22 protein-coding genes and 1 pseudogene are annotated in these 24,441 nt (G+C 68.9%); 9 read left to right on the top strand and 14 right to left on the bottom strand.

Annotation, left to right across the window (positions count from 1 at the left end; genetic code table 11):
* Window positions 1-29 precede the first annotated feature (29 nt).
* From urtB to R4P08_RS09495, 5 genes are all read left to right on the top strand, one after another.
* The gene (urtB, locus tag R4P08_RS09515) at window positions 30-914 is read left to right on the top strand and encodes an urea ABC transporter permease subunit UrtB (protein ID WP_317813573.1); all 885 of its coding nucleotides are present in this window, start codon (window positions 30-32) and stop codon (window positions 912-914) included.
* Window positions 911-2,209: an urea ABC transporter permease subunit UrtC gene (gene urtC, locus R4P08_RS09510; protein WP_317813572.1), complete on the top strand. Its 1,299-nt coding sequence runs from the start codon at window positions 911-913 to the stop codon at window positions 2,207-2,209. Before urtB ends, urtC begins: the two co-directional genes overlap by 4 nt.
* Entirely contained in the window at window positions 2,206-3,162 is a 957-nt protein-coding gene (gene urtD / locus R4P08_RS09505) for an urea ABC transporter ATP-binding protein UrtD (protein WP_317813571.1), read from the top strand. The genes urtC and urtD overlap by 4 nt, the downstream gene beginning before the upstream one ends.
* A gap of 5 nt (window positions 3,163-3,167) precedes the next feature.
* Window positions 3,168-3,860: an urea ABC transporter ATP-binding subunit UrtE gene (urtE, locus tag R4P08_RS09500; RefSeq protein WP_317813807.1), complete on the top strand. Its 693-nt coding sequence runs from the start codon at window positions 3,168-3,170 to the stop codon at window positions 3,858-3,860.
* Between the two features lie 415 nt (window positions 3,861-4,275).
* The gene (locus tag R4P08_RS09495; RefSeq protein WP_317813570.1) at window positions 4,276-4,980 is read left to right on the top strand and encodes an EcsC family protein; all 705 of its coding nucleotides are present in this window, start codon (window positions 4,276-4,278) and stop codon (window positions 4,978-4,980) included.
* Between the two features lie 217 nt (window positions 4,981-5,197).
* Here the strand turns inward: R4P08_RS09495 and R4P08_RS09490 are convergent, their stop codons facing one another.
* Window positions 5,198-6,931, bottom strand: coding sequence for a helix-turn-helix domain-containing protein (locus R4P08_RS09490; RefSeq protein ID WP_317813569.1), 1,734 nt, complete (start codon window positions 6,929-6,931; stop codon window positions 5,198-5,200).
* A gap of 2 nt (window positions 6,932-6,933) precedes the next feature.
* Window positions 6,934-7,731: an enoyl-CoA hydratase/isomerase family protein gene (locus tag R4P08_RS09485; protein WP_317813567.1), complete on the bottom strand. Its 798-nt coding sequence runs from the start codon at window positions 7,729-7,731 to the stop codon at window positions 6,934-6,936.
* A 143-nt stretch (window positions 7,732-7,874) separates the two neighbouring features.
* On the opposite strand from R4P08_RS09485, the gene R4P08_RS09480 reads away from it, so the two are divergent.
* Genes R4P08_RS09480 through R4P08_RS09470 form a run of 3 tightly spaced genes read left to right on the top strand, consistent with a single transcriptional unit; the run spans window position 7,875 to window position 11,573 of the window.
* Complete coding sequence (locus R4P08_RS09480) at window positions 7,875-9,572, top strand: AMP-binding protein (RefSeq protein ID WP_317813566.1); 1,698 nt, start codon at window positions 7,875-7,877, stop codon at window positions 9,570-9,572.
* A gap of 20 nt (window positions 9,573-9,592) precedes the next feature.
* Window positions 9,593-11,143 (top strand): sodium:solute symporter family transporter, encoded by a 1,551-nt coding sequence (locus tag R4P08_RS09475; RefSeq protein WP_317813565.1) that lies wholly within the window; start codon window positions 9,593-9,595, stop codon window positions 11,141-11,143.
* Complete coding sequence (locus tag R4P08_RS09470; protein ID WP_317813564.1) at window positions 11,136-11,573, top strand: hypothetical protein; 438 nt, start codon at window positions 11,136-11,138, stop codon at window positions 11,571-11,573. The genes R4P08_RS09475 and R4P08_RS09470 overlap by 8 nt, the downstream gene beginning before the upstream one ends.
* A 73-nt stretch (window positions 11,574-11,646) precedes the next feature.
* On the opposite strand, the gene R4P08_RS09465 is transcribed toward R4P08_RS09470, so the two are convergent.
* Both R4P08_RS09465 and R4P08_RS09460 read right to left on the bottom strand, forming a co-directional pair.
* Window positions 11,647-12,276 (bottom strand): RES family NAD+ phosphorylase, encoded by a 630-nt coding sequence (locus R4P08_RS09465; protein WP_317813563.1) that lies wholly within the window; start codon window positions 12,274-12,276, stop codon window positions 11,647-11,649.
* Window positions 12,276-12,857, bottom strand: a complete 582-nt coding sequence (locus tag R4P08_RS09460; RefSeq protein WP_317813562.1) for a hypothetical protein — start codon at window positions 12,855-12,857, stop codon at window positions 12,276-12,278. Before R4P08_RS09460 ends, R4P08_RS09465 begins: the two co-directional genes overlap by 1 nt.
* Window positions 12,858-13,135: 278 nt before the next feature.
* Here R4P08_RS09460 and R4P08_RS09455 point away from each other — a divergent pair, with 278 nt between their 5' ends.
* A complete protein-coding gene (locus R4P08_RS09455; protein WP_317813561.1) occupies window positions 13,136-13,633 on the top strand; it encodes a DUF6328 family protein in 498 nt (165 codons plus the stop codon).
* Between the two features lie 12 nt (window positions 13,634-13,645).
* Here R4P08_RS09455 and R4P08_RS09450 read toward each other — a convergent pair whose 3' ends face one another.
* The 10 genes and pseudogenes from R4P08_RS09450 to R4P08_RS09405 form a co-directional block, all read right to left on the bottom strand.
* The gene (locus R4P08_RS09450) at window positions 13,646-14,194 is read right to left on the bottom strand and encodes a hypothetical protein (RefSeq protein WP_317813560.1); all 549 of its coding nucleotides are present in this window, start codon (window positions 14,192-14,194) and stop codon (window positions 13,646-13,648) included.
* 63 nt (window positions 14,195-14,257) lie between these two features.
* A complete protein-coding gene (locus tag R4P08_RS09445) occupies window positions 14,258-14,842 on the bottom strand; it encodes an ElyC/SanA/YdcF family protein (RefSeq protein WP_317813559.1) in 585 nt (194 codons plus the stop codon).
* 94 nt (window positions 14,843-14,936) lie between these two features.
* On the bottom strand, window positions 14,937-16,829 hold the full coding sequence (locus R4P08_RS09440; RefSeq protein WP_317813558.1) for a hypothetical protein: 1,893 nt from the start codon (window positions 16,827-16,829) through the stop codon (window positions 14,937-14,939).
* The gene (locus tag R4P08_RS09435) at window positions 16,822-17,418 is read right to left on the bottom strand and encodes a signal peptidase I (protein ID WP_317813557.1); all 597 of its coding nucleotides are present in this window, start codon (window positions 17,416-17,418) and stop codon (window positions 16,822-16,824) included. The genes R4P08_RS09440 and R4P08_RS09435 overlap by 8 nt, the downstream gene beginning before the upstream one ends.
* A 116-nt stretch (window positions 17,419-17,534) precedes the next feature.
* Window positions 17,535-18,161, bottom strand: coding sequence for a SipW-dependent-type signal peptide-containing protein (locus tag R4P08_RS09430; RefSeq protein ID WP_317813556.1), 627 nt, complete (start codon window positions 18,159-18,161; stop codon window positions 17,535-17,537).
* A gap of 364 nt (window positions 18,162-18,525) precedes the next feature.
* A pseudogene (locus tag R4P08_RS09425) lies at window positions 18,526-19,212 on the bottom strand (alpha/beta fold hydrolase); the annotation flags it as partial.
* A gap of 155 nt (window positions 19,213-19,367) precedes the next feature.
* Window positions 19,368-19,946 (bottom strand): RES family NAD+ phosphorylase, encoded by a 579-nt coding sequence (locus tag R4P08_RS09420; protein WP_317813555.1) that lies wholly within the window; start codon window positions 19,944-19,946, stop codon window positions 19,368-19,370.
* Window positions 19,947-20,008: 62 nt separating this feature from the next.
* Window positions 20,009-20,836, bottom strand: coding sequence for a hypothetical protein (locus R4P08_RS09415; protein ID WP_317813554.1), 828 nt, complete (start codon window positions 20,834-20,836; stop codon window positions 20,009-20,011).
* 270 nt (window positions 20,837-21,106) lie between these two features.
* Window positions 21,107-23,755: an ATP-dependent DNA ligase gene (locus R4P08_RS09410; protein WP_317813553.1), complete on the bottom strand. Its 2,649-nt coding sequence runs from the start codon at window positions 23,753-23,755 to the stop codon at window positions 21,107-21,109.
* Between the two features lie 62 nt (window positions 23,756-23,817).
* Window positions 23,818-24,405: a hypothetical protein gene (locus R4P08_RS09405; RefSeq protein WP_317813552.1), complete on the bottom strand. Its 588-nt coding sequence runs from the start codon at window positions 24,403-24,405 to the stop codon at window positions 23,818-23,820.
* Window positions 24,406-24,441: the final 36 nt, after the last annotated feature.

Here is a 24,441-nt window from a genome sequence, read left to right as displayed (position 1 = left end):
GGGGGCGGGACCCGGAGAAAGGAGCCGATGTGGACATCCTCATCGGACAACTCGCGACCGGATTGAGCATCGGCTCCATCCTCCTGCTCGCCGCGCTCGGCCTGAGCCTGACCTTCGGCCAGATGGGCGTGATCAACATGGCCCACGGCGAGTTCATCATGGCCGGCTGCTACACCGCCTATGTCACCCAGCAGATCGGCTCCGCCTCCGGAATGGGGCTCGCGGTGTCCCTCGTCCTGGGCTTCATCGTGGGTGGGCTCCTGGGCGTGCTGCTGGAAATGCTCCTCATCAGACGCCTCTACGCCCGCCCCCTGGACACCCTGCTGGTGACCTTCGGCGTGGGCCTGGTCCTGCAACAGATCGCCCGCGACATCTGGGGCGCCCCCGCCGTCAACGTGGAGGTGCCCGAATTCCTGCGCGGCAGCGTCGAACTGCTGGGCGCCTCCGTCCCGCTGACCCGCGTGTTCATCTTCGTCCTGGCGATCACCTGCGTGGCCGCCGTGATGGCCGCCATGCGATTCACCCCGATGGGCCGACGCATCCGGGCCGTCACGCTCAACCGTGACCTCGCCGAGAGCTCGGGCATCAACTCCCGCCGCAGCGACGTGACCACCTTCTTCATCGGCTCCGGCCTGGCCGGTGTCGCCGGGGTGGCGCTGACGCTCATCGGCTCGACCAGCCCGACGATCGGCCAGTCCTACCTCATCGACGCGTTCCTCGTGGTGGTGGTCGGCGGCCTCGGGCAGCTGCGCGGCGCGGTGATCGCGGCCTTCGCGCTGGGCGTCCTGCACTCGTTCTTCGAATACTCCACCACCGCCTCTGTGGCCAAGGTGCTCGTCTTTGTGGCGATCATCTTCTTCCTCCAGGTCCGCCCGCAGGGCTTGTTCGCCGTCAAGACCAGGAGCCTGGCATGACTGACACCACCTCCGTCGCCCGAAACGCTGCTGCCCGACAGGACGCCGCGGCCACCTCGTCGTCGTCGTCCAGTGGTCCGGCCAGGAACGGTCCGGCCGGGAGCACGACGCACGCCGGCACCGCGCCACCCCGCCTGGCCCGCGCCCGGCGCCTGCTCGCCGGGGAGGGCGAGCGGCCCCGCTGGCTGTTCTGGGCCGGGCTCGCCGTGGCCGCGATCGTCATCTTTGGCCTCGCGCCCGCCCTGCTGTCGGACTTCCGACTGAGCCTGCTGGCCAAGTTCTTCTGCTACGCCATCGTCGCGAGCGGCATCGGCCTGGCCTGGGGGCGCGGCGGCATGCTGACCCTGGGCCAGGGCGTCTACTTCGGCGTCGGCGCCTACGCCATGGCCATGTTCCTCAAGATCTCCGACGCCCGCGACCGCGGCGGCCCGGACGCGCTGCCGGACTTCATGCAGATCGCCGGCATGCGCGCGCTGCCGTCCTACTGGGAGCCGTTCGCCTCCCCGGGGTTCGCGCTCGCGGTGATCCTGCTGGTGCCGCCGCTGCTGGCGTTCGGCTTCGGCTACCTGGTGTTCAACCGCAAGGTCAAGGGCGCCTACTTCGCGATCCTGTCGCAGGCCCTGGCCGCGGCCGCCGCGATCTTCCTTGTCAGCCGGGCCGAGCTGGGCGGCTCCAACGGGCTCAACCGCTTCACCGGGTTCTTCGGCTTCGCGCTGGCCGACCCCGCCAACCGTCAGATGCTGTACTTCCTGGCCGGCGGCGCGCTGATCGGCGTGGTGCTGCTGGTGCGCCAGCTCATGAACTCCCGCTTCGGCGAGCTGCTGGTGGCCGTGCGCGACCAGGAGGAGCGCGTCCGCTTCCTGGGTTACGACCCGGCGCTGGTCAAGTCCTTCGCCTACGCCGTCGCGGCCTTCGCGGCCGGGCTCGCCGGGGCGCTGTTCGTGCCGATCGTGGGCATCATCTCGCCGTCGGCCATCGGCATCGCGCCGTCCATCGCGTTCCTGATCGGCGTCGCGATCGGCGGTCGCGCCACCCTCCTCGGCCCGGTGCTCGGCGCGATCGGCGTGGCCTGGGCGCAGACCGCGTTCTCCGAGGCCTACCCCTCGCAGTGGACCTACCTGCAGGGAATCCTGTTCATCGTGGTGGTGGGCTTCCTGCCCGGCGGGCTGGCCTCGCTGTTCGTGCTGCGGCGCCGGCACGCCAAGGTCCAGGCCGAGACGACGACGACAACCACGACGACGAGCGAGACGACGACGAGCGCCGCCACCGCCGACCCTTCCGAGGAGACCCGATGACCCCGACCACCGCCTTCGGCATCGGCGCCGCCCTCTCGGCGGGCACCCTGACCGGCTCGGAGATCACCTTGCCCGGCGCAGCCTCCACCCGCGCCCGCGAGTCGGGCTCGGGCACCTACCTCGAGGTTCGCGGCCTGACCGTGACCTTCGACGGCTTCAAGGCAGTCGACGGCGTGGACCTCACGCTGATCCAGGGTGACCTGCGCTTCCTGATCGGCCCCAACGGCGCCGGCAAAACCACGCTGGTCGATGCGATCACCGGGCTCGTGCCCGCCACCGGCACAGTGGACAAGTCGGGGCAGCCGGTCCTGGGGCGCAAGACGCACCGGATCGCCAAGATGGGGATCGGCCGCACGTTCCAGACGGCGTCGGTGTTCGAGGACCTGACCGTCGAGCAGAACCTGGACATCGCTGCCGGCGCCCGCCGCGGACTGCTCACCCTGCTGCGTCGTCGGCGCGGGCGGGAGACCAGGGTGACCGAGGCACTGGAGACCATCGGCCTGACCGCGATGGCGGGGACCAAGGCGGGAGTCCTGCCGCACGGGCAGAAGCAGTGGTTGGAGATCGGGATGCTGCTGGTGCAGGACTCCGACGTGATGCTGCTGGACGAGCCCGTGGCCGGCATGGGCGCCGAGGAGCGCCAGGCCACCGGCGAGCTGCTGCAGCGCATCGCCGCCGAGCGCACCGTGGTGGTGGTGGAGCACGACATGGACTTCATGCGCGCCTTCGCCACCACCGTCACCGTGCTGGCCGCGGGCAAGGTGCTCGCCGAGGGCACCGTCGCCGAGATCCAGGCCGACCCCCGCGTGCAGCAGGTCTACCTGGGTACCGCGGCCGCCACCGGCACCGAGTTGGCGGATCCCGATCTGGTCGCCGACCAGGTCGCAGCCGTCCCTGTTCCGGGCACCATCACCACCTCCACCAATCCCACCACCGAGGAGACCCCACGATGACCGCTCTGCTCACGCTGTCCGGAGTCCGCGCGGGTTACGGCAGCTCCGAGGTGGTCCACGGCGTGGACCTGGAGGTCCCGGCCGGGGGAGTGGCCGCGATCCTGGGGCACAACGGTGCCGGCAAGACGACGCTGCTGCGCACCGCCGTGGGCCTGCTGCCGTGCAAAGCCGGGACCATCACCTTCGACGGCGAGGACATCACCTCGATGCGTCCGCACGCCCGGGTGGCCCGCGGGATCGGCTACGTGCCGCAGGGGCAGCAGTCGTTCACCCAGCTCACCACCGCCGAGAACCTGCAGCTCGTGGCGGACGGCCGCAAGCGAGGAAAGGCGCTGATCGACGAATCGCTGGACCTGTTCCCGGCCCTGAAGGAGCTGCTCGATCGCAAGGCCGGCCTGCTCTCCGGCGGTCAGCGCCAGCAGCTCTCGATTGCCCGGACCCTGATCACCGAGCCGCGGATGCTGGTGCTGGACGAGCCCACCGAGGGCATCCAGCCCAACGTGGTGGCGGAGATCGAGCGGATCATCGTGGACCTGGCCTCCCGCGGTGACCTCTCGGTCCTGCTGGTGGAGCAGCACGTGGGCTTCTCGCTGCGCGCCTCGGACCAGTACTACGTGATGGAGTCCGGCCGGATCTCGCACTCGGGCGCCTCGGATTCCACCGCTGCCCACGAGGTGTCGGCGGCGCTGGCGATCTGAGCATAGGCTGTGGCCCGCAGCGGCGCCTCGATCCGCAGCCGCCCGATACCTGGGTTGACCTGCCGTGCCCTGCAGCCCCGTTGCAGGGCACGGTGCTGCAGAGCGTCCGTGGACGGGCAGGCGGACCGGCCCCGGCGGCAGATGCTGCCGATCGGGCGCTGACCTGCATTGCCCTGCGGCCCCGCTTCAGGGCACCGCTGGTCAGCGACTCAGAGCAGGGTCAGTGGCCTGGTCTTCAGCGGCGGTCGGGCTACGCGCGCAGTCGAAAGATCTGACGCGAATTGTGGACGCTGTTAACCGCCCGGAACGGTGTGTGCATATTCTTATCCACAACGCCGTTTGCCCCGGCGTCATTGGCCCACCGTCCGGGTGAGAGCCAACCCTCCCTCAGGCTTGCGAGAAAGGCTCTCCCCTCATGGCGAATGCTCAACCCGGTCGTCTCAAAGAATTCCAGAAAGCTGTCGCCGGGGCCGACATGGAGGCCGCAGCCACGGCCACCATCGACTTCATCCTCAACGCCGGGGTCAACGGTTTCGGGCCGGTCAAGAGTGCGAAGACCATTGCCGACGAGGCGTTGAAGCACTCCGCGAACGACCGCGAAAAGGCGATCAAGCGGGTAGTCGCCACGCATACCCGCGTGGTCGGTGCCTCGGGGTTCGTCTCCGGTCTCGGCGGCCTGGCCACGATGGCCGTGGCTATTCCCGCAGATGTCACGGTCTTCTACACGCGTGCAACGCGGATGATCGCGGCTGTCGCCCACCTACGGGGTTACGACGTGGACAGCGAGGAGGTGCGCAGCATCATCGCGGTGTCGTTGATCGGCTCCGCCGGGGTCGAGGCCATGTCCAAGGCAGGCGTCGAGATCGGCACCAAGACGGCGGTCGCGGCATTGAAGAAGCTGCCCGGTTCCGTGCTGGTGAAGATCAACAAGGCCGTCGGATACCGGCTGGTCACCAAGTTCGGCACCAAGGGGTCGATCAACCTGGTCAAGGTCGTTCCCGTGGCCGGCGCAGCCGTGGGCGGGACCATCAATATCGCAGGCATCCGGTCGATCGCCGGGTACGCAAAGCTCAACTTCCCCGCGGTCGAGCAGGTGACGGTGCCGGGCACGGTCGGCTGACGCCGGACTGTCCCGCCGCGGCCGTGGCGTCGGCCGGGCCGATTCGAAGTCTGACCTGGGGCGCCCTGCAACCGGGGTTCAGGGCACCCCAGGTCAGCGAGCTCTGCGGGGTTAGCGGCTGCGGGGTTGACGGGTGCGGCGCCGCTGAGCTTGTCGTAACCACTGCGAATCCCGAGCGAACTTCTCGCAAGGGTTACGACAAACCTTGAAGCGGGGTTCACGCCCCGCGAAGCTCGGACAGCCGCAGCGCCAGCCTTAGCTCCAGCGCGCGGTCGCCGCGCCGCCAGCCCGAGCCCAGCACCGAGTCCAGCCGGTCGAGCCGCTGGTACACGGTGTTGACGTGCACGAACAGCCGCTCCGCGATGCCGGAGGGGCTGCCGTCGGCGGCGAACCACGCCTGCAGGGTGTCCAGCAGTGCAGAGCCGCGGGCGCGGTCGACGTCACGCACCGGTCCCAGGTTGCGATCGATGAACTGCGTGACGAACTCATGGTCGACCTCGCTGAACAGCAGCCCGTACAGGCCTAATTCCTCGGTGGCGGCGCCGTCCCCGGCACGGTCCAGCGCGATGAGCAGGCGCGCGGCTCGCCGGGCCCGCTCGACATGGTCGCTCAACCCGTCCAGTTCGGCCAGTCCGGCGATCGGCCCGGAGGCACCGACGGTCGCCCGGTGCGTCGCCAGTCGGGAGGCCACGTCGCGGGCGGTGGCGCCTGGGTCGGTCCCGGGCAGCAGCATCACCGCGCGGTCTCCGTAGGTGGTCACCAGCCCGCCGTCGGCCCGGGCGAGGCTGCGGCACTCGGCTTGGAGCGCTCGCGACATCCGGTCCTCGGCGGGCGTGACCACCAGGGCTACGAGGTCGGCGTCCACCTCCACCCCGAGCAGCGCGGCCCGTCGCGCGACGGCTTCGAGGTCGTGCTCGCCGGGAGCCAGCACCTCCGCGAGCAGCTCGCCGCGCACCCGGTTGTCGGCCTCGTCGCGCGCACGGTGGCCCAACAGGATCAGCGCGATCACCGAGCTCACGCGCTCGAGCACCCGCTCGATCGCGGGGACCGCCCCTCGGCTGGCAAAGGTGACGTAGCCCAGGTGGTCCGTTCCGGTGATGACCGGGGTGACGACGACGAGGTAACCGTCCGCATGCCGGGAGGCCAGCGCCGCAGACTGCTCGGAATCCGCGTCGACCTCCTCCAGGACCTCCCGGAGCAGGGCGATCGGAGGGCCCTCGGGGGAGCGGGCCGAGCCGATCTCCCGGTGAGCGAGGTCAAACACGGCGGCGGTGCCGCCCTCGAGGTCCACCACCAGGTCGACGATCTCCGGGACGGTGGCCCCGGCCACGACCAGCCGGGTGAGTCGCTCGTGGATCGAGACAGTGGCGGCCAGCCGCGCGGAGTTCGCACGTTCGGCGTCGAGGGCATCGCGGGTGGAGTCGAGTTCACGGCGGCGGCCGGAGCTGCGTTCAGCTGCGGTCAGCGCAGCCGAGATCTGGTCGGCGAGCAGCGCGAGCAGGGTGATCTCGTCGTGGGTGAAGTCGCGCTCGCGCCGGTCCGAGGTGAACAGCATGCCGGTGAGCCGGCCGTGGGTACGGACGGGGACGCCGAGGATCGCCTTGACGCCCTCGTCGAGGATGATCGGGTCGATGACGTGGGTGTACTGCTCGTCGGCCAGGTAATTGCGAGTCCAGCGCGGCGCCATGGCCTGGGCGACCTGGCCGCCCAGGCCGAGCCCCATGCCCAGCCGGATGGTGTCGAACTTCGGACTGGTCGCGCCCTCGGCCATCCGCATGTAGGTGTCTCCGCGCTCGGGGTCCAGCAGCATGACGTAGGCCAGGTCGGTGCCCACGAGCTGGCGGGCCCGGCGGATGGCCACGTGCAGCACCGCGTCCTCGTCCTCCGCGCCCGCCAGTTCCGCGGAGGCGTCGAGGACGTCGCGCAGGCCCAGTGCCAGGTCAACGGCCACGGTCAGCGGCCGGTGAACTGCGCCTTGCCGGGGCCGGAGTCGATGAACGACTGCATGCCCAGTTCCCGGTCCTCGGTGGCGAACAGGGCCGCGAACAGCGCGCGCTCGATGCTCAGGCCGGTGTCCAGATCGACCTCGATGCCGCGGTCGACGGCCTCCTTGACCGCCCGCAGGGCGAGGCGGGGGCCGCCCACGAACTGGCGGGCCCACTCGACCGCGCGGTCGGTGGCCTGGCCGTCCGGGACGACCTCCTCCACGGCGCGCAGCTCGAGCGCCTCGGCGGCGGTGAGCGTGCGGCCGGTCAGACACAGGTCCTTGGCCACGGCGGGGCCGACCAGCCGGGCCAGGCGCTGGGTGCCGCCGGCGCCGGGGATGATGCCCAGCAGGATCTCGGGCTGGCCGAGCTTGGCCTTCTCCGCGGCGATCCGGCGGTCGCAGCACAGGGCGAGCTCCATGCCGCCGCCCAGCGCCGCGCCGGTGAGGGCGGCGACGGTGGGCTGGGGGATCGCCGCGACCGCGGTGAACGCCGACTGCAGCGCGCGCGCCTCGGTGAGCATCTGCGCGTACGGCATGTCCCGCATCTCCTTGATGTCCGCGCCGGCGGCGAACACGCGCTCGCTGCCGGTGAAGACCACCGCGTCCACATCGTCCCGACCCGAGACCTCGCCGGCGACCGCGCGGAGTTCCTCCTGCATCGCGCGGGACAGGGCGTTGACCGGCGGTCGGCCCAGGGTGACCAGCGCGATCCCGTCGGTCACGTCAAGGGAGAGGAACTCGTATGGGGATGGAGATTCAGACATGGGCACGCTCCTAAGCTAGGGGGATTCTCCATTGTATGTGAACCACGCCACTCCTAGGTTCATGGGGTGCTCTCCGCGCGATGTGAGCGGGCTCACAGGCCGGTAGAGCGCACCGCTGGCTCACACATGAAGGAGCTGAACCAATGTCATCCACTGCTCGGGTGCGGCCCGGTCCCGGGAAGCCCTGGCGACCGCCACTGGGTCCCGAGGGCTTCCGCTGGGAGATCCCGGAACGATTCAACATCGGCGCCGCGTGCACGGAGGCTCATCCCCAGGACGACCCCGCGATCGTGGTGGACCGCGGCGACGATCCGCCGGAGATCACCACGTTCGGTGAGCTCGGCGCCCGCGCCCGTCGGCTCATCACCTTCCTCCGCGACCGCGGGGTCGGCGAGGGCGACCGCGTGGCCGTGATGTGCGCGCAGTCCGCCGAGACCGCCGTGGCGCACGTCGCCGCCTACCTCATGGGCGCGATCGCGGTCCCGCTCTCGGTGAAGTTCGGGCCCGAGGCGGCGCTCTTCCGGATGGGCGACTCGGGCGCCACGGCGGCGGTCTTTGACGCCGACTGCTACGAGCGCCTGGCCGCGGAGTTCGCCGAGCTGCCCGAGCTGGCCACCGTGCTGGTCACCGGCGACGCGGTGCCGGAGGCGACCTCGCCGGTGGCCGGGGCGATGTTGGCCGCCGGAACGGCCCCGGCGGTCGCGACGAGCGCGCTCACCGTGCTGCCGCTGTCGGTGACGGACTCGGCCGACCTCGCCGTCGACCTCCCCGACACCGGCCCCGACGACCCCGCGCTGCTCATCTACACCTCCGGAACCACCGGCCAGCCCAAGGGCGCGCTGCACGGACACCGCGTGGTCCTGGGGCACCTGCCCGGCGTGGTCCGCGCGCTCGATGGGTTCCCCGAGCAGGCCGACGTGTTCTGGACCCCCGCGGACTGGGCCTGGGCCGGCGGGCTGCTCGACGTGCTGCTGCCCAGCCTCTACAGCGGCGTGCCCGTGGTCGCCTCCAGCCGGCGTCCCAGCCCGGAGACGGTCGAGCACATCCTCCGGAGGCACGGCGTGACCTGCACCTTCCTGCCGCCGACCATCCTCAAGATGATGCGCGCGTCCGACGTGGACTACTCGCACACCGGGCTGCGGGCGGCGTTCTCCGGCGGTGAGTCCCTCGGGGAAGCCGTGGCCGAGTGGGCGCGCGAGGCGCTGGACGTGCGGGTCAACGAGATCTACGGGCAGACCGAGTGCAACCTCATCGTGGGAACCTGCCACGCCGAGTTCGACACCCCGCCCGGCTCGATGGGCCGCCCCACGCCCGGTTTCGACCTGGTGCTGCTCGACGAGCTGGGTCAGCCGGCCGCGGCGGGGGAGGTCGGCGAGATCTGCGTGCGACTTCCCAGCCCCAACGCGTTCCTGCGCTACTGGAACGCCCCCGAGAAGACCGCGGAGAAGACCGCCGACGGCGTCCTGCACACCGGCGACCTCGCCCGGGTCGACGACGAGGGGAACTTCTGGTTCTCCGGCCGCAACGATGACCTGATCTCGTCGGCCGGTTACCGGGTGGGCCCCGGCGAGATCGAGGACCAGATCCTGCGTCACCCCTCCGTCGAGATGGTGGCCGTGATCGGCGTGCCGGACGAGTTGCGCGGCGAGGCGATCGTGGCCTACGTGGTCCCCGCCGAGGGAATCGACCGGACAGACCAGCTCGCGGCCGAGATCCAGGCCTTTGTCAAGGAGCGCCTGGCGTTCTACCAGTACCCGCGGGAGGTCGTCTTCCTGGACGAGCTGCCCACCACCAACACCGGCAAGATCCGTCGGGCGCAACTGCGCGCCGATCACTCCTGACTCCTCACGAAGGACGTGCAATGAACAATCCCGTAGTGATAGGCATCGTGCTGGCCTACTTCCTGCTGATGTTCGTCATCGGCGCCTGGGCCAACACCAAGATGAAATCGGCCAAGGAGTTCCTGGTGGCCGGGCAGTCCCTCGGCTTTTTTGTCATGGCCATCGCCAGCTTCTCCTCCATCCAGTCCGGCTGGGGAATGGTCGGCGGCACCGGGCAAACCTATTCCTGGGGCCTGCAGGCGCTCATCGCCGTCGGGCTGTTCGCCCCGTTCGGCTTCGCCGCCGCCTGGTTCCTGCTGGGCAGCCGGCTCAACTGGATAGGTAAGAAGCACCACGTCTACTCGGTGCCCGACCTCATCCGGATCCGCTTCCAGGACCGGACCTCCCACGCCACGATGTCCGTGGCGGTGTTCATCGCCGCCATCGCGTACATGACGGCGCAGGTCACCTCGATCGGCGTGATCATCTCGCTGCTGCTCGGCACCTCGTTGGCCACCAGCGCCTGGATCGGCTCGCTCGTCGTGGCGGCGTACACGATGGCCGGCGGCATGCTCGCCGCCGTGTGGACCGACCTGGTGCAGGGCGTGCTCATGGTGGTCATGTCCGTGGGCCTGTTCATCTTCGCCGTCCAGGTGGCCGGCGGCTGGAGCCCCATGCTCGAGACCATCTCCTCGACCAGCGCGGAGCTGCTGGCGATCGACGGCGTCAAGTCGCCCACGTACATCTTCGCCTTTGGTCTGCTGATCTTCGTGGGCGCCGTGGGCCAGCCGCAGCTGCTCACCAAGTTCCTCATGCTGCGGGACATGACGCAGCTCAAGTGGGGCGCCGCCGTCGCCGGCATCGCCTACGGGATCACCACCCTGTTCTCGGTGGGCATCGGCCTGGCCACCCGCTCGATGACCATCACCGGCGACGCCCCGGAGCTGGAGAACATCGACGACACCGCCATCTGGTTCCTCGACTCGGTGACCAACCCGATCGTCGGCGGCATCGCACTGACCGGCCTGCTCGCCGCCATCATGTCCTCGGCCTCGAGCTTCATCACCATCGGCGCCTCGTCGATGATGCGCGACCTGCCCGCGGCGTTCGGCATCAAGGTGACCCGCGAGCTGCTGTGGAGCCGACTCGCCAGCCTCACCCTGGTGGTGCTCTCGGTGCTGCTCACCCTGTTCCTGTCCCAGGTGGTGTTCCTGCTCGGCGCGCTGGGCTGGGCCGCCTTCGCCGCGGCGATCGTCGGGCCGGTGGTCCTGTCCATCTACTGGCACCGCGCCACCGCGACCGCCGTGACCGTCACCGTGGCGTTCGCGATCCTCGGCAACATGGTCATCACCTCGCTGGCCGCGCGGGACGTCATCTCCGTCCCGGCGTTCATGCAGGTCGGCGGCGTCTCGCTGCTCGTGTCGATCCTGCTCTTCTACGTGGTCTCGCTGCTGACCTCCAACCGTCATCCCGACGCGACCCTCGAGCACCTCTACGGCGGCCCGCGCGCCACCGACGACCGTCCCCTCACCGGCACTGCTGGCGAGTCCGCCGCGGCCGCCGCGTCCACCGAAAGGACCGATCATGTCTGACCTCACCACCCGCGGCGTCGCCGCGACGCCCGAGCCCGAGCACAAGCGCGCCGGCACCCTGGTCCACGCGTTCGCTGCGGTCTCCGCCTTCGCGCTGATCGGGATGCTCGCCGACATCTGGCAGATGGTGTTCCTGGCCGTCCCGCTGTTCGCGGTGGTCATGATGATGCTGGGCTCGCTCCGCGCCAACGGCTCCTGGGATCGGGTGTCGACCCTCGCGATCGGCGCCTACTGCGGCGGGTTGGGTGTGCTGGTGCTGTGGTCGATCCTCACCGCGAGCGGCGACTCGGAACTGTGGGGCCTGCCGATGTCCATGGGCGTGATCTTCTACCTCATCTGGCCGTACACGGCGGTGGGCGCAGGGCTGCTGTACGCCTTCGTGTTTGACCGCACGATCGACGAGAAGCATCTGGCGGGGGCCGCCGGCTGATCGCCGCCTCCTCCCGCGGCTGCGGAGGAGCAGTGCGAGGCCACCCGCCGGGTCTGCCGAACAGTGCGAGTGCTCAACCGATCTCGTAACCCAGCTCGTCGGCTGCCGAGATGATCAGGTCCCGCAGCCCACTGTGCTGGAGGGGGCGCTCGAACTCGAGGTGGGCGGCCGCCAGCGAGTCCGCAGCCGTGGAGAACAGCACCACCGATGACGATGGTCCATAGCTCGAGCGGTACAGCATCCCGTCGACCTCCGGATCCGCTGCTCGTATGGCGCGCGCCCAGTGCTGCGCTACTGAGTGCTGCTCGTGCGAGAGACCGTGATGACCGCCGGCCCGGATGGCCCAGGTCGACCCCGCGGTCAGGTCGAGTAGTCGTACCGGCCTGCCCAGCCGGGCCGCGTACAGGTACGGATGACCCGTCCTGGCGTCGATCATCCGATCTCGCTGAAAGCACTCACCGATCGCGGTGGAAGGGGTGAGTGCCGCGTACCACGAGCTTTCGTCGGAGTGATCTCCAATAGGCAGTGGGTGGGGATCGAATCTCGAGTGTGGCCCGTGGGTACGGGCTGTGTTCCATGGCAGGGCGTAGGGCGCGCTGGTGAAGACGATTCGCCAGAGGAGTTGGTCATCGCCCAGCGTGGTGCAGTCGTCCGGCTCGGGTGGTGGGACTTCGGCCGGCAATGGGAATCGGGCGTCGACCATCAGGGCCCATGCCAGCCACGCGCCATATCGAGCACCGGTTCCACGGGTTCGCCGGCGGCCAGCCAGTCGCGCACCGACCAGCCCTGCAGCTCATCTCGCTCGATGGTGAGGAACCGGTAGACCGACACCGGCGTCGCGGTGTCCGGGATCAGTGGCCACAACTCCTCCCACCCCGGCAGGAGTTCGCCGGCGTGGAACTGAGTGATCGGGATCCTCCACTGGGTCCCGTCCCGGTATGCCCATATGCGTCCGGCGTCGGCGAGTTGGCGGAGGCGGGAGGCGCCTACCCTGACGTGTTGAGACGCCTGTAGGGAGGACAGGGCTGCCGCGTCCAGTTGCGCCTTTGTCGCCAGCGCCGCGGTTGCCATGTCGAGCCGACGTTCCTGGGGCACCGCGCGCACGTGCGGTGCGATCAACGCGGACTCTCGCGCGGTCAGCGGCGAATACGCAGGGCTGCGGGACTCTTCTCGGAGTTCGACGGTCAGTGCATCGAGATCCGTGTCCGACTCCAGGCCAAAGCGCCGTACCCATTCGCGCATCGCCGTTCCGAGCTCGGCCGAGCGCCTATCAATAGTGGTCATGGTGCCTCCTCGTCCCAGGGGAACGAATGCCAGGATATCAGCGTCTAACACTCACTAGTGGCTGCAAATCTGCGGGATCGGTCGGGAGTACTTCCAGTCAGAGCTGGTAGGACAGCTCCTCCCACGAATGCCGCCGCCGCCACTCGGCGCGGTTCCGGTTGCGACAGTGTGGCGGTGGGCGGCCCGCCGAACAACCGGGGCGCGCAAGATTCCGAGAAGGCCTCCGGCGCAGTACCGAGCAGTCAACGATGGGGGAGACCTGCGGCGAGAGGAGCGACATGCACGTCGACAGCGGCGGGGAACGCAACGAGACCGAGGCGCAGCGGATCGACCGCAACTGGATCGAGCTGCTGCAGGAACTGCGCATCGTCCAGACCGGCGGCCAGGTGCTCACCGGCTTTCTGCTCGTGGTGCCGTTCCAACAGCGTTTCGCCGACCTCAGCGACGGCGGTCGCGCCCTCTACCTGGTGGTCCTGTCGCTTGCTCTCGTCTCGACCGTCATCCTGCTGGCTCCGGTGATGATCCACCGCGCGGTGTTCCGCTCCCACCGCAAAGACCGGGTGCTGCGCCAGTCCGCCGCACTCCTCCGTCTGGGACTGGCCATGCTGTCCATCGCGATGGTCGGTCTGGTCGCGCTGGTCTTCACGTTGGTGCTCGGGACCGTGCCGGGGATCGTGGCGGCGGCTGTGATGGCCACCTTCGTCGTCGTCATGCTCTTCGTGGTCCCCGCCCGCGTCCGTCGCCATGTCGCGACGATCCCCTATGCCTCCGATTGACCGCCTCCAGCGTCACCTGAGCTGCCCGAGCAGCTCCTTCCACACCGGCCGCCAGAAGTCGATGGCCTCGGCCGAGTCGAGCTTGGTGTGCCCCAGTCCGATCGAGCACTTGCCGCCGGCCTTGTCGCTGAAGTTCACGGCCACCCGGGTGCCGTCGGCCAGCGGCACCCGCCAGTAGCGCCACTTCTCGCTGCTCGAGGTGGCGGCAGGTGCCTCCACCGGGACGCCGCCGAACTCCTCGCGCGAGCCGACCAGAGCCACCCACGCCTGCAGGGCCGCGTCCTTGTCTCCGATGACCGTGCGCGAGGCGGACAGCTGGAAGTCGCCGTCGCAGGACTGCCCCGGAACGCGTAGCCCGGCGTGCTGCTCGTAGGCGACGGCCGTGCCCTGGGCCCACCACTCGGCCCGCTCAACCTGTGCGGGCATGTGCTCCAGGGTCAGCCGCGCGATCGCGGTGTGGCCGAGCTCGCGGGCGCCGGCCTGATCGAGCAGCTCGGCCCACTCGTCCCACGGGCGTCCGGTGGCGGAGGCGATGGCGGCGGTGTTGGACGGCTTGGTCATGTGCTCATGGTGCCTCACCGGCGCTAATGGAGGGACGACGACAAGGCTCCTGAGCACGTGGGGTCAGCAGGCTGGTTTGATGAACGCCTTCACGTACCCGCCGGTCTCGTGCAGCAGGGCGTCCTTCCGCGACTTCGAGAGCGGCCGGGGAGTGTCGGTCACCCAGACGGCGCCGTCAAAGCACTGCTCGAAGTAGATCCGCACTCGCGAGACGTGGCCCCAGTAGGTCACGGCCAGCAGCGACTCGTATCCGCGTTCCCGGGCGATGCGGGTGGCGGCGGTGGTCTCGCCCTCCGTGGTGTCGACGTCCGGGGTGAAGCACTCGATGTCGATGCTCCGCCCGTCGCGGGCGGTGATCGGGGTGGTGGCGCAATACGACTTGAGAGCGGTGGCGTAGGGGCTGGGTCCGCCAGACGGATGAGAGACCAGGATGTGGTCGGCCACCCCTTCTTCCGCGAGGTGCCGGGCGTAGATGTAGCGGTCGTCCTGAGCTCCGGCGACCACCACGATGGCGTCGACGCGATCGGGAGAGTCGATCCGCGGAAAGAGAACCGCGCGTGCGGCGGTCAGCCCGCCTACAGCGATGGCAAGGACTACGAGGGCGGTCGCGACGAGTGCGATCCGGCGGCGCCGGGAGCGGGGTCTCACGGGATCGAGGCTACGGCGCGGTTCTGTGGCCGGGCTGAGGTCAGCGCCACGGAGAGGGCCCCGGCCGAGAAGCTCTCTCGACCGGGGCCTTTCCTCACGCCTCGGTGGTGTCGATGCTGGCCTTAACGGCGGTCTCGGCCCGGGCCGCGCTCGTCGCGGCAGACGGGCTAGTGGCAGACGGGCTAGTGGCAGACGGGCTAGTGGCTGACGGGCTGGCGGCCGGCGCCGCCGCCGGGCTCGATGTCACAGCAACTCGCGGCATGGGCGGCAGGTCGAAGGTCCAGCCGGCGGTGCCGTCGGGCCGGAGCATCGCCTGCTGCGCGGAGTCTTCGATCAGGAAGGAGATGACGATCTCGTAGTCGCGTCCCGGCGACAGGGCCGTGGTCCGCGAGCTCGATGCCTGCTCGCAATCCGAGTTGATCCGCTTGGCCTCGCGGGTCATCCCGCTTGAGCGGATCTCGGCGAAGTCGTCCGGGCCGATGGATGCCCAGCGGTCCGAACCCGCCTCGGCGGAGGTGGTGACGCTCAGGCTGAGCTCGACACCGCAACCGGGCGTGCGCACGATGTCCTGGACCTTTGCGATGCCCAACTCGACGCCGGCGCGGTTCACGACGGCGAACTCGCGGCCGACACGCACCGACGCGGGCTGCTGCGGGCCGTCGGCCACGGGGGCCTGCTCGGCGGCCTGCTCGAGGGCCTGCTCGGCGGCCTGCTCGGTGGTCGTTGGAGTCGCGGCCTGGGCCGGGACGGTCTCCGGTACGGCGGTCTCCTCCGCAGTCGGCGCGGTGGTCGCCAGCGCAGCGCTCGGATCGGACGGGTTGAGAATCGCGGGTGTCGAGGTCGCAGGTGCCGAGGTCGCAGGAGCGCTGGTCGCGGAACCCGGGATCGCGGTCTCGGTCCGCGGCGTCGCTGCAGCAGCCTCGTCGAGGGACGGCAGTGCCGCCTCGCCCGCGATGACCTCGACCTCTTCGACGTCGTCAACCGCCTCGAGGTCGTCGCCAGACTGGTCGTCTGCAGCCTGCTCCTCCGCCACCTGCTCCTCTGCTACCTCGACGATCGACCGCAAGGAGAGCGGGCTCGCGGCGGTCGCTTCCGACGGCTGGTTCGGCGATTCCGGGAGAGCGGAGGGTGCGGCGGTGGTGGGGCGCGGCGCCTCGTCCGGCGTGGCCCGCGCGAGGCCGCATTCGGCGGACGCGAGTGTGACGTGAAGAGTGAAGTTCGTAGCGGCCTCCCTGCTCGTGACATACAGACGCGCCTCGGCTTTCGCCCACCCCGGCCCCTCCGACTGGTGGTACTGCAGAACGCCGGTGACCTTGTCGTGCGTTGCGGACGTCTGGTGATTCGGCCGCGGCAGGAACAGCTCCGCCTTCTCCTTGAGGATGATCGGGCCGCCGGCGGAAACGCGGGCCCGGCCGACCTGCCCGGGGACGCACGTCGCCGTGGCGGAAATGGGGCTCTGGTTGTCGGAGGTGCCATACGCCAGGAGCTCGTTGCCCTTGAACCCTGCCTGCCAGAGTCGGAGGCGGTTCACTTCAGAGGACGCGAAGCTCGTGCCCGGAGAGAGATCCTTGCTGGTCCCGCACCGTGTGGGCTGGGGCAGATCCACGGTCGCGCATGACCTCCCGGCCATCTCGAGCGGTAGCGCCCACAACAACCCGCTGTCGCTGTGATTCAGCGGCTGGACCGCGGGGCTGGGAGCGCTGGTGTTCGCAAGGACGCGGGCCGGAGTGGTGGTGGACGAGGTGACCTGGCGTTCGATGACACCGTGGCCGGAGATGGCGCGGGCGTAGTTCTTGCCTGCGTTCGGGTTTGCCATCCCGAACACCGAGCCGCCGCGGGCCGTGTCCTGCCAGGCGGCCTCGGTGGGACGAATGGTGGCGGCGCCAAGGGCCAGGGTGGCGAGCATGGTGACGATGCCGGCGAGGACCAGGGTGATCTGAAGGTGGCCGCGGGTCTTCCGCAGTGATTTACCCAGCGTCCTACTCATTGCCCGACCGCCCGCTCGCCTCGTCCTCGTCGTCGTCATTCTTGGGCCAGAACGTCCACAACACACCGAGCGCGGCGAGCATGGTGATCCCGCCCAGGGCCATCGGGTTGCCGAACCACACGATCACCTTGGCGAGCTCCGGGACGGACCAGAGCACCTGGCGGACCGTGGTCACCCGGTACATGCCCTGGTCGATGTCGGGGTTCGCGTCACCCTTCATCCGGATGAGCGCCTCGCCGGGGACCTGCGGGTAGATCTCGACCACCCGGTGCGTCACGGGGAGCTGTCCCTCGCGGTCGACGGTCACCACGTCGCCGAGCTCGATCTGGTCCGCCGAGATCTCCTTGACCACGGCCACGGACCCGGTGGGGATGGTCGGCGACATGGACCCGGTCTTGAACATGATCAGCGTGACGTTCATCGACACGGCCAGGATCACCAGCGCCACGCAGACCACGCCGCCGGCGGCGAGCAGGTTACCGATCCCGGCCCCGAGGTACGACCAGACGGAACGCTTCTGAGGCGCGGGCTCGAGCGAGGGGTTGCCGGCGGGCTGCTGGCTCGGGCTCTCCGTGGCCGGTGCGCTCATGATGTTCTCCAGATCGAGGGGTTCAGCGGGGGGATGGCGTGCGAGGGGAGGGGCGAGAGCTGCGGCGGTGGCGGGTCAGACCCACCACCGCCGCGGATTGAGCTTCTGCTGCGGGGTCAGACCTTCTCGACGCTGGCGGCGTCGAACTTCCACTGGATGGAGTCGGTCGTGGTGGGCGGGGTCTCCGTCGGGGTCTTGGCATCGAGCGTGGCGCTGAAGCAGAACCACTGGGTGGCGCCACCGGCGAGCGTGAACGAGTTCATCAGCTGGTTGACGGCGTCGAGCTTGACCGTCTTGACGGGGGCGACGCCGACGCAGGTGGTGGGCTTGGTGGCGAGCGGGGCGCTGACGCCGACGGTGATCCACTTGCCGAGCGCCTTGGAGTCCGCGTTGACCTTGGTCAGCGTGACGTTGGCGTCCATCTTGTTGTGCTGCTCCTTGAGGCCGACCGTGGCGTAGACCGACTCGCCGGGCATCATGCCGGTCGCCTTGGGGCCGAACTGCATGGTGCCGGCCGTCTCGGCGGTCATGAACTCGTCCCACTTGGTGCCGCCGTCAAAGCTGGCCTGGATGTTGAACGCGCTGTCGCCGGTGCCGAACTGGCTGACGCCCCACGCGGTGTCCGACCAGGCGGCCAGGGTCACTGCGGCGCCGACGCCCAGCACCAGACCGGAGGCCATGATGGCGCGGGTCTTCTTGCGACGGTTCATCTTCTTGGCGGCGGGCTGGGGGGTCTGGGACACGGAGCTTATCGGAGAGCCTTTCAGGTGAGGGAGAGGGAACTGCGTCAACGGAACTTGTTGATGCGACTCATTTATTATCACTTAGCTACTCGCCGGTAACCTAATGAAATCCCCAATCTGTTCCCAACGTCACATTCTGACGAATTTGTATCATTAGCCCTCTCACCTGGGAACCTGACGCCTTTCTCAAGTTCGATGACACCGTGAACTGCGGAAACTGACAGGTGTCTGGAAAAACTGGACAGGGCATCAGGTTCGGCGATCTGGGGAAGTTGACGACGACGACGAGGCCCCGCAAACGTCGAACAACGCCGCCGACCCGGAGTTTCCGGGTCGGCGGCGGCGATTCAGGGAGTTGCGAGTCCTACGCCCACCGCTCCATAAAGCCGAGGGTGGCGGTGTCGACGACCTCGGGGTCTGACGCCGTGAGGAAGTGCTGGCCGCCCTCGATGATCTGCAGCTCCGCGGACAGGGAGCCGGTGAATCTCGCGATGCCGTCCTCGGCGTTGGCCACGGAGTACACCTGATCGGCCGTGCCCTGCAGCCACAGCACCGGGCAGGTCACCTCAGTCAGCCGCGCCTCCAGGCCGTCGCGGTCGCGCAGATTGATGGAACTGGTGCGCAGGCGCCGGCGGCCCTCATCGCCGACGTAGTTGGCGCGGTAGGTCCGGATCCGGAAGTCCGTCTCGGTCTCCGGGACGTTGTCCCCGAGGCCGGCGCCCAGGACGGCGACCGCAAAGTCGTCGTCGACCACCCAGTCCTCGCCGATGGGGGAGGCCAACGCGTCGATGGCGGAGCTGCAGAACTCGGAGCCGCTCCAGCACCCGCGGTCCACGCTGGCCCGGCTCTCGTAACCCACGGAGGTGCCGCAGATGACGATGCCCTCGATGGCACCGGGGTCGAGCAGCGCCATCCGCGTGGCGATCCACCCGCCCTGGGAGGTGCCGAGCGCGAAGGCCTTGGGGATCCCGAGCGCGTCGATCACCTGCAGATTGGCGATGGCGCTGTCCCAGTAGGTGAAGTCCTTCCGGAGCGGTGCGGCCAACCTGGACGCTCGGCCAAACTGTGATCTTCATCACGCCACAACTCGGCCCGCCGTGGCGGGGCCAGGTGTCGTCTCATGTCGAGGCCGTCGAGGCCGTCGAGGCCGTCCACCTTGGCGTCGGCGGTGGCGGCTGCAGTAGCGAGGAATTCACGCCTCGCGGGTCAGGCCAGCGTCCACCCGTTGCGAAAAGCGAACTCGCTCGCGACGGTGAACACCACCGGCCCGTTGAGCGGGGAGGTGAAAGTGGGCGCTGCCGGCAGGGCGTCTTGGCTGGCGGCGAACAGCACGGCCATGTCCTGGCCCGTGAGGGTCGACCGGACTTGCAGCCCGTCGAGCTCCTCCTCTTTGAGTTGGGCGGTCTCCCAGATGGCGTGTCCCCAGTTTCGGCAGGTTGGTTTGGGGGCGGACAGCAGCGCGTGCGATGCGCCCATGCGGAGTGGCCAGCCCTGGGTGAGATCGAGCAGCTGGAGTGTCCGAGTCGGTGACCAGGAGGTCGCGAAGGGGCTCGCTGCCACGGTATTGATCCGTTCGCGATCCTGGAACACCTCGCCGATGCAGGTTTCGAGGTCGTAGGCGGTGTAGAGGACTGTGCAGTCGGGGTGGCTGGTGACGGGTTCGGGGTGCGGGTCCCATCGCATGGCTCCGAGGGGCCCGTATGCGCGGTAGGTGTTCCAGGCGCTGGGGTGCCGCCCGCTGGTCCTGTGGATCCGCCACAGCGCTTTCCCGGGGCGGACCGGCACCAGGTCCGACGCATCCCATTCCAGTGGGCGGCGAGGTGACCTCGGGGCCTTTGCTCGGCGGCTCAACTACGTGCCACTGCGTCGAGGAGGGCCGCGATCACCTCGGGGTCGCCGCCGCCCACGAGGTAGTCAACGGGCGACAGTCCATCGAGCTCGTCGTTGGGAAGAGTCATGAAGTTGCCCAGTGACACGGTGTCCATCTCCGCAGACGTCAGTGCCCCGATGATCTCGGACATGCCCGGCAAGGCCTCGCCCTTGTAGAACTGCCACGACGGGAAGCGCGGCCGGCCATCGCGTTGGACTGCCAGGAGTTGGCCGTTGCTCACCCGCCGAGAAACCACGGTCCTATCCCTGTTCAGAAGGTGGGCGGCCTCGTCCCGGCTAAGTGTGTCCAGTATGAACTGGGCGGCGTTGGCTACGGCGATCTCTGCCCGTAGCTTGTCCTCGGCTTCTGGCCGCCAGTCGTCGAGGGTCGACGGATCGCTCAGACCGGCGTGATCGCGCAGGTAATCCAGGTCGGATTGGCTGACTGGGGCGGTCCTCGATGAGGTGGACCGCTTCATGTGTGCCCGGACGTGGTCAGCCAGGCTAGTCGCATCCTCTAAGGACAAGCCCAGATCGCTGAGCAGTGTGGCCATGACCGCTGCTGCCTGATCCTGGGGCGTGGACTCGGGCTTCCTCGAACCAAGGTTCTGCTCCACGATGCGAGCCGGAACCTCCAGCTGCCTCCCGCTGGAGGCGAGGACTGGCTGCCCCGAGGGGGTGACGAGGTTCAGTTGCATGTCGTCCTTGAGCGCCTGGTCGATCGTGACGCCTTCGCTGGCGTCGTTCTTCCGTCGCCGTGGTGTCGTCCGCCTGGTAGGAGGGTTGGCCTTGCGAGTATCTGCCATCGTTCGCTCCTTGGTTGCACACCAACGCTACCCGTGTGCAAACCTGTGCGCATCAATAGCGCGCGGCGAGGAGACCCCGATCGCACTGCGCCGCGAGAGGCAGGACTGCGGCTCACTTCGACTGTGGGCGGCGTGCTCGGGCTCCCGCCCGTGACCAGAGCTGTTCCGGCCCCCAGAATCGAGATCTGACGCGGCAGGCCCGCCCCGGTCCTGGCGCCCGTGCCGACCTGTCCTCGGCCCCGGCCCCGACCCACAACAGTCTGGGCCCCGTCAGAGATCCCCCGGCAGCTTGTCCCGGCGGATGTCCCGCCACGACGATTGCCGCAGCACGCCATCGTCGGAGAACCCCTGGTGGCGGACCTCCACCACGAGCTTGGGCAGCACCCAGATCGCGTCGCGGCGGGCGTCGGCGGGCAGTTGCTCCACAAAAGGGCTGGTCTTGCGGCGCAGGGGCTCGAGTTCGTCGAGGATCGCGCGTCCCTGCCTGTCGGTGAACCCCGTGCCCACCCGCCCGATGTAGGTCAGGCCCGTCTCGGCGGGCAGTCCGAGCAGCAGCGAGCCCAGCGACCCGGACCGGCCGCCCTTGCCCGGCCGCCAGCCCCCGACCACGGCCTCGGTGGTCGTGAGCAGCTTCTCCTTGAGCCAGGACTTGGAGCGTCGTCCCGACTCGTAGCGCGAATCGCGGCGCTTGGCCACGATGCCCTCCCAGCCGAACTCCGTGGCCTCGGCCAGTGCGCGGTCACCGGGGCCGTCGAGCACCTCGGGCACCTGCACCCGCTCGACCTGCGACAACCTGGCGGATAGCGCGTCCAGCACCTCCCGCCGACGCTCCCACGGCTGAGTTTGCAGGTCCACGCCGTCGACCTCCAGGACGTCAAAGACGAACAGGTGCACCGGACCGATCGAGGAGTCCGTGCCGCCCGCCGCGGCCTGCTTGGCCAGCGCCGCGAAGTTCGGCACGCCGTCGGGGCCCAGGACCACCAGCTCGCCGTCGATGACCGACGGCACCTTGAGCGCCTTCGCGAGCCCCGGGAAGCCGTCGGCCAGAAAGTCCAGCGAGTTGCCGTTGCGGCTCACCAGCCGGGTGTGCTCGCCGTCGGTCGCCACGGTCACGCGGTAGCCGTCCCACTTTCCCTCGAACGCCCACTTCTCGCCGGGCAGGGCCGTCACCGCGCCGGCCGTTGGGATCATCGGCAGCGGGGGAGCGGCGGGCCGCTGACCTGCATCGGGCCCCCGCTCACCTTCGGGCTGCTTCCCGGCGTCGGGTTGCCGATCAGCGTCCGTGGGGTAGGACGATTTCGGGTTGGCGTGCCCGCCATAGAAGGAGTCCGGCGACTGGTCCTTCATGTACTGCACGATCCACTGGTTCTTCTCGGCGCTCGTGCGGATCAGCACGTACCGGCCGGACACCTTGTCGCCGCTAAGCCACACGATGATCTCGTCGTCGCGCCACTTCTCGCACTCATACGTGCCGCGATCCCAGATGGTCATGTGGCCGGCGCCGTATTCGCCCTTGGGAATGGTGCCCTCGAACGTCTCGTAGCCCAGCGGATGGTCCTCGGTGTGGACGGCCAGCCGCCGGTCCTTGGGCTCGGTCGGCAGGTTCTTGGGCACCGCCCACGACGCCAGCACGCCGTGGTGCTCGAGCCGCAGGTCAAAGTGCAGTCGGCTGGCGTGGTGCTCCTGGATCACGAAGATCGGGCCCTCGTCGGGGTCGCGCTCGGAGTCGACCTCGCCGTCAAAGGGCTCGGGGGTGCGACGGCGGTCGCGCTTGCGGCGGTACTCCTCGAGGCTGGTCACCACGGCGTCGTTGCTGGTGGGGCCAGCGTCGCAGCCCTCAGAAGTCGCGGCGCCGTCGGTGTCAGCACTGTCCGTATCAGCGTTGTCGGATTCACCGCGGTGGGAATCGCCGCGCTCGGAGTCATCGTCATCGGACGACGACGACGAGCTGCTCTTCTTGCTCGCCGTCTTCCTGGCTCGGGATGCGCCCGACCGCCCTGAACCCTTAGCCGCCGAGCCCTTAGCTGCGCCGCCCTTCTTGGCGGGGCCCTCCAGCCCGTCGAGCAGGTCGCCGTCGGAGTCGAGTCGCTTCAGTACTTCGTTCCAGTGCAGATGTTTGAGTCCACCGTCGCCGAGTTCCTCCCACGACCGCGGGGCGGCGACCCACGGTTCGGCGCGCCCGCGCAGCGAGTACGGCGCCACGGTGGTCTTGAAGCCGCTGTTCTGGCTCCAGTCCACAAAGACCTTCCCCGAGCGGATGGAGCGCGTCATGGTGGCGGTGACCAGGTCGGGGGTCTGCTTCTCCAGGGACTGGGCGATCTGCTTGGCCACCGCGGAGGCGCCGGTGGCGGAGACGGCCTTGTCCAGGCGGGCGTACAGGTGGATGCCCTTGGAGCCGCTGGTCACGGGGAAGGCGTCGAGGCCGGCCTCGGCGAGCAGATCCCGCACGCGCAGGGCCACCTGGGCGGTGGTGTCCAGCTCCACGTCCTCGCCGGGGTCTAGGTCAATGACGATCCGCCGCGTGCGCCCCGGCTCGCCGTCCGAGAGGGTCCACTGCGGCACGTGCAGCTCGAGCGCGGCCTGCTGGGTGAACCACGCCAGGGTGGCGGGGGAGTCGAGCACCGGGTAGCGGACGGTGCGCGAGGAGTGCTCGATCTCCACGCTCGTCACCCAGTCGGGCGTGTGCGCGGGGAGGTTCTTCTCGAAGAAGGACTTGGACTCGGTCCCGTCGGGCCAGCGCTTTCGCGTCACGGGGCGCTCCCCGGCGTAGGTCAGCAGCAGCGGCGCGACGGCCGTGTAGTACTCCAGCACGTCGGCTTTGGTGGTGCCGGTGGCCTCGTAGAGGACCTTCTCCGGGTGGGTGAACCGGATCTTGTGCCCGTCGACCTCGATCGACTCGTCTTTGCCCTTGCTCGCCATGGGTCCACTTTGTCACTCGAGTCGGACACCGGCGACCGGCTCGGCGTATGACTTGCGCGCCCCTAGCGCCCTGAAGTCCAGCCGAGACGGGTTCCTCCGAGGCCTACGCCCTGGTACGAGAAGTCCGGGTCGTCTTGACCGTCATTGAACGGGACCGCGTAACACAACGAGCCCAAAGTGCTCCCGCCAACAGGAATCACCTGATCCTCGAGGCGGTCGACGTCGTTCAGCTCGTTGGGAGTCTTGCTCTGGCCCATACGGGAGTGCATGGCGAAGTCGAACGCGCCAACCTCGAACGGAGCATCCGAGCTGTTCGCAATGGTGACAGTCGTGCAATAGGCATCTGACGAGTACGAGTTCTTGGCGAGATTGAACTCGACTGGCGAGGCTGACATCTGAACTCCGTTGAATGAAATGGTGTCGCTGAAGTTTGCACCAATGTCAGACGGGCGCTTCCCTTTGTACTCCGGCCCCGAGCCCGGTTCGGCACTGTCGTTGCCGCCGGAAGCTGCGCTGCTCGAGCTGGAACCGGCGTTGAGCAGGAGAGCAACGATGACGGCGAGAAGGGCGATGACGACGATGAGTGCACCGATGAGCACGTACGCAGTGCTGGCAGGCAGGCTCTTACGCTGGGGCGCAGGAAAAGACATGGAGAGAAACTTAGCACGGTGCAATGGCGCGGATTA

Source organism: Rhodococcus sp. IEGM 1408 (assembly GCF_033142235.1).
Lineage (GTDB): Bacteria > Actinomycetota > Actinomycetes > Mycobacteriales > Mycobacteriaceae > Dietzia.
Note: the sequence above shows the minus strand (reverse complement) of the source record. Positions and strands in the feature narration are given on the sequence as shown.